Genomic DNA, 12,088 nt, shown 5'->3' with positions numbered 1-12,088 from the left:
GCGTCATTTCGCATATAAATACCGTTGCCAGCCTGGACTGGGCCCTTCTGGCTACCACATCGAGTTGCTCCATTGAATTCATTACGCCGATTGTTTCAACGCAGTTATTATGCTGACTTGCTATAATTTATCATTTTTAGCAGTAGTTCAATTGCTACTCATAGAGGATACATCAATGAACGATAGAAAATGTTATTGCCCAGACACTGAACCGCAAGCCCCATGGCTTCTTAAAGATAATATCCCTTATGGATATTGCGGTGTTTGCGATGATTGCGGCCAACTCGGACATACACGTCATTACCCTGGATCTGTTCCGTGCACCGGAAGTTGGTGTGATGCTTGTTATGAAAAGGAACGATTGGTTGATAGTCAACGGTGCGAAAATGAAGCCGGGGAGTGGCTTCCGATGGGGAAAATAAAGTCATGAAAACCGATAACGGCCAATAATAATCAATTACAAGGCCCCGCGCCCCATTGGCAATTTACGGCATAAAGAAATCGACGAAAATATGCGCGATAAGTAGAGGAGGCCCAATGCAGTGGGCCGTTTTGGGCGCCGCTCTCCTAAGAACGAGAATTGATCAGCGTTTCCATAAAACCTAGTGCGGCATGCATCCTCTTTATTACCAAATTTTCCAGAATGGCTTTCGCGTTTCAGCATATTCCAGTCGCATTACTTGCGTGCTTTTACCAAATTGCGAGTCAGAAAATATAACGTGAATTTTCTCCGTCTCATCACCACCAACAGAATCTCCGTCTTTGATGATGAGACCATTTTCCAATAAATAATCTGTCAGCGTTTCAAATCTGTCACGTAGTTCTCTAGGAGTATCTGTTGCCGTTTCCGTTTCGAAGTCCATCAAACCGAGCTCAGTTAAGCCACGAGTGAATCCCGAGACGCGTGCATTTTCATTGCGTCCAACCCTGAAGTTTACCCAAAGATGAAATGGAAGGGCATCGGGCAAGAACTCAATCGAATAGTCCCTGAAGATAGGGGCTGAAATTACATGTTCAGCATCGCACCAAAACACACCGTTCAGTGATGGAGAAATTGAAATCATCGAAGCAACAACTTGCGTGAGTACGGAGGCTCTTTCAATTGCTGAGGAATCGCTGGAGACAGAGATTATCAGGTGCATTTCGTGAGACTGAAGAGCTTCCGCTGCGTCAGGCCACAGCATGCTGGTGGCGCAAATATCCTCAAGATCTTTCCCTGGAATTGGAGCTGGCATATGCGCCACAAAAACGGTCGTGCCCCCCAAGGAAAATGAATGGATTCCATTGTTCCTTTCTACATTTGTTGCTTGTGGTAGCTTGGGCCAATCTTTTTCCAATGCCTGTAATAGCAACGTTAACGAGACCTCTCCAATCTTGGAAAGCGTAGCCATTGCAATCGATATGCTCATATGCTTCCTATTTCTTGCGTTACAAGGAAAAAATTTCCTTAAATTTTTTAGCGCATCGACCGTCCGTATTTGGCCGCTTGCGGCCCGCCAGTAACTTGGGTGGCCCCGAAACGGGTAGCTGCCATGGTTATAACAGGCTTCATCGTCCACCATCATCGTAAGGCATACTCATTGCAGTCGCTTGCCGTCGTTGGCAGGTTTCACCTCGATTGCCATGATCATTATATTGGCACAGTATTGCAATCGGGAACCCCACCGTTATTTTAATTTTCTTTACATGGCCGCAGTTTATTTTAATTGCTTCATGTGCTACCGGAAATTTAATGTTAGATGGCCGGAGTTGACGTCAATGATTTGAATAAAACGCTACAATTCAAAGGCTGGCGCCGACTCAATATGCTGCGCTGCAGGGAATGCCTGTACCCGGTAGCGCACTGGATAGCAATCGATTTCCTGCATCAGCTCGCCGCAGATGGCCAATGCATCATTCCACGCCAGCATCTTGGTGGTGCTTTCGCCGCCGGCATCGTCAAGTTCCACCATGGCCACTACATCAGTGCGCGGCAGCAGGGTGTTAACGCCACGGGTCCAGCTTGCCGCAGATGTAACGCGCTGGCCATCTTTTGACTTTATCAACATGCAAGTGGCCACGAAAATATCCTCTCCAATGCTGTCGTTGACCCGATCCCACTGTTCTTTCTGCAGCTCGTAGTGATGTGCGCGCATCAACTGTTGAAAGTGCGCCAAGGCTCCGGCGACGGCCGCGTCCGATGGCCAGTACACGACGATTTTTTCCTGCTCAACACGATACATGGTGGCCGAGATCAGGCGCCCCTCTTCCTCCACCAATTGCTCGGCCAGGGAGATCATGCGCAATTGCCCCGCCACATTATGAGACGAGGCCAGCAGGAAACGTCCGCGCGTGGGAATCATCGCCAACGGTTGATCGTCCTTGCCGGCACGGCACAGCAAATCAGGCAGCAGCAGGCGCGATGAATCGTAGTCATCTTGCCATTCGCCCATCAGCAGTCCATCGCCCAGATCCGTGAAGCTGTGCGACGTGAGTTCGCGCAGATTGTCCATGGCCGCCGTCAGCGCCGCATCGAATGTCATGCCCCACTGTGCCAAGGTAGCCTGGCCTATGATGGCCATGTGCGAGTCGGTATTGTAGGCCAGCATGATGACCGTATCGTCGTCCAGCGCGCGGCAGGCCTCGTTCAGGTGCTGGCGCTCTGGCTGGGCCAGCGCCAGCAGGCGCAAGTAATCGCCATGCATACGGCTGCGTATCACCGGCATCAGGCAGGGTTTGGCCTCGGCAAAGCTGGCAGGCAGGACGGGCACAGCCATGCTAGCCAGATAGTTTTGCAGCACTTGCGCGCGCATCTTGCGCGGCGCGGCGCAATAATCGTGATAGGCATTATCCAGATTGAAGATATGCTGGCTGTTTTCGCCCATTAGAATGCGAAACTGCTCCGCATCGTAAACCAATTTCTGTACCTGGCCGTCGGCGCGTGCCTGGCCCATGACTCGGGCTGCAAAAGAATCAGGTGAGGGACGCATTCGGAAAAAATCGAGTAGATTCATGGAATTTTTAAGTGGAAGATAAAAAGATCATAGTGGATTAAAATCCTAATTGGCAATGATTATAATGCAAGCTCTTATTTAAATAAATAGGATTGATATTGAGTTATGCTGCCATGAAATAAACTGATTGGGTATTTAGAAACTTCGTAGTAACTTTCGGATCAAGGCATCTTTGATGTTTTGGAGCGATTGGCGATGTGGATGCAAGAAAAGCGAAGCAAACATAAGCAAGTCGCGATGGCAGTCAAGCAAGGCTACCGACCGATGTAAAGGACGAAGAGTGGTGCTTGACTCGGGCATGACCGCTTCCGGCAGCACTTCCAGGCCGGACTGCTTATCGACTTCACACGCGAAGAAAGGAAAAGTGCCAGGAAAGTGACAACCCTCTGAAAAATAGTCGGCGGCGGCCGCGCGCCGGGACCACGCTGAGCCAATAGCGCGCGCGGTACACGATGTCGACCGGCAGCGCATTGGGCCGGCTATCCCGGACGGGATCCGTGTCGCGCAGCTGGAAGATGCTGGGTGCCGCGTTCATGGCAAGACCATGGTGCAGCGCGCCATGGTCTGCTCCATGTAGCGCTTGACGGTGCGCAGGCTCAGGCCTAGCTGCTGCGCTACCTTGGCATAGCCCAGGCCTTCCAGCTGCGCCAGCAGGAAGGCGGCGCGCACTTTTGGCGGCAGGCCGTCGAGCAGGGCGTTGAGTTCGTGCCGGGTTTCCAGGAGCCGCGCCTGCTGCTCCGGCGACGGCGCTTGCGCTTACGGCACCAGCAGCAAGGCGTCCAGGTACGCCTGTTCCAGCGAGCGGCGGCGGAATAGCTTGGCCATCAGGCGCTTGCCGATCAGGGTCAGGTAGGCGCGCGGCTCGCGCAACCGCCAGCCCGCCTGTTTTTCGGGGTAGTTGTCGGGTGCCGTCAGCACGCGCAGGAAGGTGTCTTGCGCCAGGTCGGGAGCATCGCCGGCATGGCCCAGTTTTCGATGCAGCCAGCCAGGAAGCCACCGAAGCTCAAGCAGCTCTTTTACTTGAGCGTGGCAGTAGTCTCTGCAGGGCCGCCAGGGCTTGCTTTACATGGCGCAGCGCTCAGCCGATGTTGGAGACGACATTGCCGTCGGCGTCGCGGATGGAAGTCGTTTGCACGATCCACGACACGGTCGGCAGCTGCTCCAACTGGTAGCGGCCGGCCTGCGGACGCATGCTGCGGGCGAAGTCCTGCGCGCACGCGGGCGTCATGGTGATCGCGATGCTACCATCGCGCATGGTGACGCTGCACGCTTCGCCGGGCTCAAGTTGCAGCTGCCAGTCGCGCCCGGCCAGCGTGAAGGGCCGTCCAAATGGAATCCGCAGCGGAAGCAGGGAGCGCAGTTCGTCTACCTGGCGCGCGCCAAGCGTCACTTCGATCAGCGGCGCGCGTAGCAGGCGCTTGTGCTGCTCAACGCCCAACACGTCCGTGTACATGACGCCGCTCCCGGAGCCGTCTCGCTCCATCCCGGCCTTCACTTGTGCGGCCAGGGCCGGGTCGTCCAGCAGCGAATCGCGCTCCAAGTCGGTAATCCACAGCGGCATGCGGGGCAGGAGGGTATCCAGCACATGCTGCGGCGACCACAGCTTCGCCGCAGACTCTTCTTCCAAAGTGAGGCCAACCACCTGGATGAACTCGAGGTGTCCGTTCGGAGTTTCCATGGCAGGTAGCTCCGGGTCGCGCGTCATCGCTATAGAGCAAATCCTCGTGGCAGTGCCGAGAGCAATCGGGCCGTTGGCCGACATCCATTCGCCCGGCCTGAAGACGTTGCCGGTCTTGAAGACATAGCGCGCAAGATTTTGCAGCATTGAAAACACCCACTTCGGCGCCTCGGTGGCGCCCTCTGTCGCCCGCAGGCGGAAAGCCAATTCAAAGCCATAGCCACTCAGCTGTTCGTCTTCCTGCACTTTTTCATACAGATCCGAAAAGCCGAACGTCACGTAATGCCAATGCGGCACCGGATGCGTGCGGTAATAGGCGCTGATACCGTCCAGCGGGTCCGGCCCGCCCAGCCGGTGGTTAATAAGCGGACCCATATGCTGGGGCTTCTGGTCGCCATACAGCGACGCGAGGCTGGCGTCGATGGCGGACCAGCCAGCTGAGTCGTCATCGTCCAGGGAGTTAAGCGGATACTCGTTCACAGCACCACCACGTGGTGGTCGGAATGAGAAACAACCCTTGAACGGTCCTGGGTCGACCTCATTTTTTCATCGCCTGGCGGGCAAAAGGGAGCGTTTTCTGCAGGCATATGTTTGTTCTCTTTGTGGATTTGGACTGTGCAACGACGAAGGATCGCTTCTGGACGATAGCAGAACACCGCAATGACTGATCGCGCGATGTGCCTGCATTCAGAATCAGAAGGCGCTTGTGTTTGTCGCCTAGCGGTGCGGCGGCGTCAGCACGCTGGCGATCGCCTTTGGCAACGTTTCCGGATAATCGCGGCTGAAGTGCAGGCCGCGGCTTTCGCGGCGCGACAGGGCGCTGTTGACGATCATCGAGGCCACGTCGACCAGGTTGCGCAGTTCCAGCAAGTCGTGCGTGATGCGGAAGTTGCGGTAGTACTCGTCGATTTCTTCCTTCAAGAGGGCAATGCGGTGCTGGGCGCGTTCCAGGCGCTTGGTCGTGCGCACGATGCCCACGTAATTCCACATGAAGCGGCGCAGCTCGTCCCAGTTGTGGGAAATCACTACTTCTTCATCTGCATCGGTGACGCGGCTTTCATCCCAGTCGGGCAGATACGGCGTGCCCAGTTTTTCCTTGCTTTCGATATCCTGCGCGCAGGCGCGGCCGATGACGATGCATTCCAGCAAGGAATTCGACGCCAGGCGGTTTGCGCCATGTAAACCCGTGCAGGCTGTCTCGCCGACCGCATACAGGCCCGGCAAGTCGGCACGGCCCGCCAAATCCGTCACGACGCCGCCGCACGTGTAGTGGGCGGCGGGTACGATGGGGATCGGCTGCTTGGTGATGTCGATGCCCAGTTCCAGACAGCGCGCGTAGATGGTGGGGAAGTGTTCGATGAGGAATGCGGCCGGCTTGTGGCTGATGTCCAGGTGCACGTAGTCGAGACCCCGCTTCTTGATCTCGAAGTCGATGGCGCGCGCTACAACGTCGCGCGGCGCCAGTTCGGCCCGCTCATCGTGGGCAAGCATGAAGCGCGTGCCGGCTGCCGCGCCCGCTTCGGGCGGCAGTTTCAGCAAGCCGCCTTCACCACGGATGGCTTCGGTGATCAGGAAGGACTTGGCATACGGATGGTACAGGCATGTCGGGTGGAACTGGATGAATTCCATGTTCGACACGCGGCAGCCGGCGCGCCAGGCCATGGCGATGCCGTCGCCGCTGGCCGTGTCCGGGTTGGTGGTATATAAATACACCTTGCCCGCGCCGCCCGTGGCCAGCACGGTGTGCTCGGCGGCAAAGGTATGCACCTTGCCTGTTTGCTCATCCTGCACGTACAGGCCGTGGCAATGCGGTTGCGCGTTGCGCTGGGTCGGCTTCATGCCCAGCTTGTCGGAGGTGATCAGGTCGATGGCGCAATGGTGTTCGAACAGGCTGATGTTCGGGTGGGCGCGCACCTTTTCTTCCAGGGTCACTTGCACGGCATGCCCGGTGGCATCGGCCGCGTGGATGATGCGGCGCTGGCTGTGTCCGCCTTCGCGGGTCAAATGAAAACCCAGTTCGGCCGAGGCATCGCGCGTAAACGGCACGCCTTGCTCGATCAGCCATTCGATGGCTTCGCGGCCGTGCTCGACGATATAGCGCGTGGCGCTCTCGTCGCACAGGCCGCCGCCAGCGATCAGGGTGTCTTCGATGTGCTGCTGGTGGCTGTCGCCCGAGTCCAGCACGGCCGCGATCCCGCCCTGCGCCCAGTTGCTGGCGCCATCGAGCAGCGCGCGTTTGGAAATGATCGCGACAGTGCGCGTCTCAGCTAAATGCAGTGCAACCGATAAACCCGCCAGGCCACTGCCGACAATCGCTACATCAAATTTCATGACATTCATCTCTTTTAGGGGAAGCATACTATATGCCATTTCCCCTCATTCGGTAATGTGTTGAGATAAATTCTGCAAGCGAAAGATAGCTGGGGCCGTAGCTTGTGGCGCATCAATGTCTTCGCGGAACAGTTCGCCATCATGGCAAGACAGCAGCAGGCCGCCCTGTGCGCGGCATGACGCTTTTTGCCGCAGGAGGAACCATGATCCGCATCTTCAGCCATTATGTCTCGAAAACAGCATTTATTCTGCTGTTGCTGGAAATCATGATCCTGCTGCTGTCGGCCACCATGACCTCGATGCTGTGGCTGGCGGACGGCAGCCGCGTGCTGCGCGTGGGCGAGATTTACCTGTCGTCCACGATCTTTGCGCTGGTCATCGTTCTGAGCATGAGCGCGCTGGGCATGTACCAGCACCGTTCGCGCGAAGACATCCGCAACACGCTATTGCGCATCCTGCCGTCGTTCGCGCTGGGCTTTGCCGTGCTCAGCGTCTTGATCCGTTTTGTCCCGTCCTTGCATTTCGGGCGCGGCAGCGTGCTGATCTTCGGCCTGGGTGCCATCGGCGTGCTGCTGGCGCGCCTGGTGGTGTTCAAATCCTCGCAATCGGCGCTGATGGAAGGCCGGCTGATCCTGGTGGGCGGCGGGGCGCTGGCGCGCGAGTGCATGGACTTGGCAGCGAGCAAGATCGGTTTCCACCAGTTTACCGTCGTCGGCTGCATTGATGTGGCGGGAGAGCAATGCTGCGTGCCGGCCTCGGCCTTGTTGCCGGCCGAACCGTCACTGCTGGCCATGGCCCAGCGCCACGCGGCGCATGAGATCGTCGTGTCCGTCAGCGACCGGCGCAATGGTGCTTTTCCTGCCAAGCAGCTACTGGAATGCGCGCTGGGCGGCGTCAAGGTGATCGACGCGGCCACGTTTTTCGAGCGCGAAGCGTGCCAGATCCGCATCGATTCCTTGCAACCGAGCTATCTGATCTACGGCGGCGGCTTCGACCAGAGTTTTTTCCGCGCTAGCTCGAAGCGGATGTTCGATCTGGCGGCCAGTGCGGTCATCTGCCTGGCCGCGCTGCCCGTGATGCTGGTGACGGCCCTGTGCATCCGCCTGGAAGACGGCGGCCCCGTGTTTTACCAGCAAGAAAGAGTGGGACGCGACGGCTTGCCCTTCAATGTGCTGAAATTTCGCAGCATGCGCTGCGATGCGGAGCGTGACGGCAAACCCATCTGGGCGCTGACCAATGATGCGCGCATCACGCGCGTGGGTAATGTCATTCGCAAGCTGCGCATCGACGAGTTGCCGCAGATGCTCAATGTGTTTCGCGGCGAGATGAGTTTTGTGGGGCCGCGCCCCGAGCGCGCCTACTTTGTCGAGCAATTGAAGCAGCAGGTGCCGTACTACAACATCCGCCACAGCATCAAGCCGGGCATCACGGGCCTGGCGCAGGTGCGCTACCAGTATGGCGCCTCCGTCGACGATGCCGTCAAGAAGCTGCAATACGATTTGTATTATGTGAAGAATAACAGCCTGTTCCTCGACTTGCTGATCCTGCTCGACACGGTGCAGGTGGTGCTGTTTGGCAAGGGCAGCCGATGATGCGGTCGCAGTCGGACTGGCTGGCGGCGGCCGATGCTGCAGCGCTCAGCCATGGCCTGGCGTCGCTGGCCTTCTTCGTGCTGGCGCTGCTGCTCATCAGCAACTGGCGCGCTCGGCAAAATGTGCGCGCCTTGCTGGTCGCTTGCCTGGCGACGGGCGGCTGGGCCACGGGCACGGTGGTGCTGGTGCTGCTGGGGCAGCGCATCGCGCTGGCCGGCGATGCGCTGGAACTGCTGCGCACCCTGGCCTGGCTGGTGTTTTTGCTGCTGCTGATCGAACCGTCGCGTCCCCGCTTACGCCTGGTGCTGGTGGGCATCGTCCTCACGGCGCTGGCGCCCTGGCTGCTCTCCATGGCCTCCTCCTGGCTGGCGCTGCCCTTGCCGGCGCGTTTCATCGCCAGCGTCTGCCGCTTGCTGCTGGCCGTGCTGGGCATGCTGCTGGTGGAACAGTGGTATCGCAACACGCCGCCCCTGAAACGCTGGGGCATCAAGTTCGCCTGCCTGGGTGTGGGCGGCCTGTTCGCCTACGATTTTTATCTGTACAGCGACGCCTTGCTGTTTCGCGCGATCAACGACGACATCTGGGCCGCGCGCGGCATCGTCGACGCCCTGTGCGCGCCGCTGCTGGCCGTCTCGGCCGCGCGCAATCCGGGCTGGGCGCTGGGCCTGTCCGTCTCGCGCCAGATGCTGTACCGCTCGGCCGCCTTGCTGGGCTCGGCCATCTATTTGCTGGCCATGGCGGCCAGCGCCTATTACTTGCGCTATTTCGGCGGCACCTGGGGTTCCTTGATGCAGATGGCTTACCTGGGCGGAGCGGCTCTGTTGCTGGCGGGCGTGCTGTTTTCCGGCAGCCTGCGCGCCAAGCTCAAGGTCACCATTAATAAACATTTTTACAATGCCATCTTCGATTACCGCGAAGAATGGCTAAGATTTACACGCGCCTTGTCGGAAGATGGCCCGGCCCTGGGCGAACGCACGATACAAGCCATGGCGCAGCTGGTGGAAAGCCGCGCTGGCGCGCTGTGGATCTTGCGCGAACAGGGGCATTTTGCCCCGGCCGCCAGCTGGAACTGGCCGCCGAGCACGTGGAGCGAGCCGGCGTCCGGCCCCCTGTGCCAGTTCCTGGAGGCAAGACTATGGGTGATCGACGTGCCCGACTGCCAGCACAACCCGCTCCAGTACGGCGGCTTGCAGTTGCCGCCGGCGCTGCTGGCGCTGCCCGACGTGTGGCTGCTGGTGCCCCTGATGCTGCATGGCCAGCTGTTCGCCTTTGTCGCGCTGGCGCGGCCCCGCACGCGTATCGGCCTGAACTGGGAAATCCGCGACGTGCTGAAAATTGCCGGCAGCCAGGCCGCCAGCTACCTGGCGCACCGCGAATCGCTCGACACCCTGACGGTGGCGCGCCAGTTCGACTCGTTCAACCGCATGTCCACTTTTATCGTGCATGACCTCAAAAACCTCGTGTTCCAGCTGTCCTTGTTATTAAGCAATGCGGAAAAGCACCGCGCCAATCCCGCGTTCCAGGAAGACATGCTGGGTACGTTAGACCATTCCGTGCAGAAAATGAAGACCTTGCTGCAGAAACTGGCGCGCGGCGAAGCGCCGGAAGCGCCAGCGCCGCTGCAGCTCGACGGCTTGCTGCGCCAGGCCGTGGCCGCCAAGGCCAGCCTGGCGCCGGCGCCCCGGCTGGAAATCGTCGATGGCGAGCTGACGGTACTGGCCAACCGCGCGCGCCTGGAACGGGTGCTCGGTCATTTGATCCAGAACGCCATCGAGGCCACGGCCAGCGATGGCACGGTGGACGTGCGGCTGCGGCGCGTACAGCACACGGCCGTGGTCGAACTCGACGATACGGGGCAGGGCATGAGCGAGCAATTCATCCGAGAACGCCTGTTCAAGCCGTTTGACACGACCAAGACGGCGGGCATGGGCATCGGCGTGTTCGAAAGCCGCGAATACTTGCGCGAAGTGGGCGGCAGCCTGGAAGTGCGCAGCGAGCCGCAAGTGGGCACGACGTTCCGCGTGATCCTGCCGCTGCATGCGGCCTAGCAAAGGAGTGCCATGGGCAAACAAAAACTGCTGGTCATCGAAGACGATCCCGGCCTGCAAAAGCAGCTGCACTGGAGTTTTGACGGCTATGACGTCTTGCTGGCGGGCGAGCGCGAAACGGCGCTGGCGCTGGTGCGGCGCCACCAGCCGGCCGTGGTGACGATGGACCTGGGCTTGCCGCCCGACCCGGACGGCGCCACGGAAGGGCTGGCCACCCTGCAGCAAATCCTTGCCCTGGCGCCGGACACGAAAGTCATCATCCTCTCAGGCAACCAGGAGCGCGCGCATGCCTTGAAAGCGATTGCCCTGGGCGCTTATGATTTCCACCAGAAACCATTCGACGCCGACATGCTGGGCCTGGTGATCGCCCGCGCGTTCTACTTGCACACGATGCAGCAGGAAAACCGCCGCATGCTGCAAACGCAGGCCGATTCGCCGCTGGCGGGCATCGTCAGCCGCGACCCTGGCATGCTGAAACTTTGCCGCAGCGTGGAAAAAGTGGCACCCTCGTCGGCCAGCGTGATGCTGCTGGGCGACTCGGGTAGCGGCAAGGAGCTGATTGCGCGGGGCTTGCATGCGCTGTCGAGCCGCCACGCGCAGCGCTTCGTCGCCATCAATTGCGCGGCGATTCCCGAAAACCTGCTGGAAAGCGAGCTCTTTGGCTATGAGCGGGGGGCATTTACGGGCGCGGCGCGGCAAACCCTGGGCAAGATCGAGCTGGCCCACGGCGGCACCTTCTTTCTCGACGAGGTCGGCGACATGCCGATGGCCTTGCAGGCGAAACTGCTGCGCTTCCTGCAGGAACGGGTCATTGAAAGGGTGGGCGGGCGCACCGAGATCGCGGTCGACGTGCGCATCGTCTGCGCCACGCACCAGGATCTGAAAGTGCTGGCGGAACGGGGACGTTTCCGGGAAGACCTGTTTTACCGCCTCAGCGAAATCGTCTTGCGCATTCCGCCACTGCGCGAGCGGGCCGGGGATGCGGCCTTGCTGGCCCACCATTTCAAGAACAAGTTCTGCGCCAGCGAAGGACGCAGCAACCTGCATTTCAGCGCCAGTGCGCTGCAGTTGATCGAAAGCTATGGCTGGCCCGGCAATGTGCGTGAGGTGGAAAACTGCATCAAGCGCGCCGTCATCATGAGCGACGGGCCGCAGATCGCCGCCGACGACCTGGGTTTGCCCGCCAGCGCCCAGGCGGCGCCCGTGGACGAGGCCATCAACCTGCGCCAGGCCCGCGAAGCGGCCGAATACAAGGTGATGGTGCGCGCGCTGGCGCGGGCCGACGGCAATATCGCCAAGGCGGCCGAACTGCTGGGCGTGAGCCGGCCCACCCTGTATGACTTGATGAGTCACCACGGCATCAAGTAGCCGAATGTATTAAAAATCAAGATTGTGTAAGGCGTCGCACATACGCTGGCGCTGTCATGGCCCATCCTTGTCTCATCC

Annotated in this window: 9 protein-coding genes and 1 pseudogene; 3 read left to right on the top strand and 7 right to left on the bottom strand. The window is 59.4% G+C overall.

Annotated elements, in window-relative coordinates:
- Positions 1 to 626 precede the first annotated feature (626 nt).
- The 7 genes and pseudogenes from O0882_RS10985 to nadB all read right to left on the bottom strand — a co-directional run bounded on the left by O0882_RS10985 (position 627) and on the right by nadB (position 7,002).
- Positions 627 to 1,409: a DUF4261 domain-containing protein gene (locus tag O0882_RS10985; protein ID WP_289947854.1), complete on the bottom strand. Its 783-nt coding sequence runs from the start codon at positions 1,407 to 1,409 to the stop codon at positions 627 to 629.
- Between the two features lie 366 nt (positions 1,410 to 1,775).
- Positions 1,776 to 2,933, bottom strand: a complete 1,158-nt coding sequence (locus tag O0882_RS10980; protein ID WP_289947852.1) for a hypothetical protein — start codon at positions 2,931 to 2,933, stop codon at positions 1,776 to 1,778.
- A 403-nt stretch (positions 2,934 to 3,336) separates the two neighbouring features.
- Positions 3,337 to 3,528 carry a hypothetical protein gene (locus O0882_RS10975; protein WP_289947850.1) on the bottom strand — a complete coding sequence of 64 codons (192 nt, stop codon included), beginning with the start codon at positions 3,526 to 3,528 and terminating at the stop codon, positions 3,337 to 3,339.
- Positions 3,525 to 3,734, bottom strand: a pseudogene (locus tag O0882_RS29090) (sigma-70 family RNA polymerase sigma factor); the annotation flags it as partial. The gene O0882_RS10975 and the pseudogene O0882_RS29090, both read right to left, overlap by 4 nt.
- 15 nt (positions 3,735 to 3,749) lie before the next feature.
- Entirely contained in the window at positions 3,750 to 4,004 is a 255-nt protein-coding gene (locus tag O0882_RS29085) for a sigma factor (RefSeq protein ID WP_354670267.1), read from the bottom strand.
- Positions 4,005 to 4,071: 67 nt separating this feature from the next.
- Complete coding sequence (locus tag O0882_RS10965; protein ID WP_289947849.1) at positions 4,072 to 5,151, bottom strand: suppressor of fused domain protein; 1,080 nt, start codon at positions 5,149 to 5,151, stop codon at positions 4,072 to 4,074.
- 237 nt (positions 5,152 to 5,388) lie between these two features.
- Entirely contained in the window at positions 5,389 to 7,002 is a 1,614-nt protein-coding gene (nadB, locus tag O0882_RS10960; RefSeq protein WP_096235333.1) for an L-aspartate oxidase, read from the bottom strand.
- Between the two features lie 203 nt (positions 7,003 to 7,205).
- Between nadB and O0882_RS10955 the strand changes: the two genes are divergently transcribed.
- The 3 genes from O0882_RS10955 to prsR are packed head-to-tail and all read left to right on the top strand — an operon-like array spanning position 7,206 to position 12,010.
- Entirely contained in the window at positions 7,206 to 8,594 is a 1,389-nt protein-coding gene (locus O0882_RS10955) for a TIGR03013 family XrtA/PEP-CTERM system glycosyltransferase (RefSeq protein WP_289947846.1), read from the top strand.
- Positions 8,591 to 10,642, top strand: a complete 2,052-nt coding sequence (prsK, locus tag O0882_RS10950; RefSeq protein ID WP_289947844.1) for an XrtA/PEP-CTERM system histidine kinase PrsK — start codon at positions 8,591 to 8,593, stop codon at positions 10,640 to 10,642. Before O0882_RS10955 ends, prsK begins: the two co-directional genes overlap by 4 nt.
- Positions 10,643 to 10,654: 12 nt before the next feature.
- Complete coding sequence (prsR, locus tag O0882_RS10945) at positions 10,655 to 12,010, top strand: PEP-CTERM-box response regulator transcription factor (protein ID WP_289947842.1); 1,356 nt, start codon at positions 10,655 to 10,657, stop codon at positions 12,008 to 12,010.
- The last annotated feature ends 78 nt before the right edge of the window (positions 12,011 to 12,088 follow it).

The organism is Janthinobacterium sp. SUN073 (genome assembly GCF_030397665.1).
GTDB lineage: Bacteria > Pseudomonadota > Gammaproteobacteria > Burkholderiales > Burkholderiaceae_D > Janthinobacterium.
Note: the sequence above shows the minus strand (reverse complement) of the source record. Positions and strands in the feature narration are given on the sequence as shown.

What these genes read in the sequence shown, in the direction of transcription:
- nadB (WP_096235333.1), bottom strand. Translation starts at nt 7,002, where the DNA reads ATGAAATTTGATGTAGCGATTGTCGGCAGTGGCCTGGCGGGTTTATCG.
- O0882_RS10955 (WP_289947846.1), top strand. Translation starts at nt 7,206, where the DNA reads ATGATCCGCATCTTCAGCCATTATGTCTCGAAAACAGCATTTATTCTG.
- prsR (WP_289947842.1), top strand. Translation starts at nt 10,655, where the DNA reads ATGGGCAAACAAAAACTGCTGGTCATCGAAGACGATCCCGGCCTGCAA.
- O0882_RS10975 (WP_289947850.1), bottom strand. Translation starts at nt 3,528, where the DNA reads ATGAACGCGGCACCCAGCATCTTCCAGCTGCGCGACACGGATCCCGTC.
- O0882_RS10985 (WP_289947854.1), bottom strand. Translation starts at nt 1,409, where the DNA reads ATGAGCATATCGATTGCAATGGCTACGCTTTCCAAGATTGGAGAGGTC.
- O0882_RS10980 (WP_289947852.1), bottom strand. Translation starts at nt 2,933, where the DNA reads ATGGGCCAGGCACGCGCCGACGGCCAGGTACAGAAATTGGTTTACGAT.
- prsK (WP_289947844.1), top strand. Translation starts at nt 8,591, where the DNA reads ATGATGCGGTCGCAGTCGGACTGGCTGGCGGCGGCCGATGCTGCAGCG.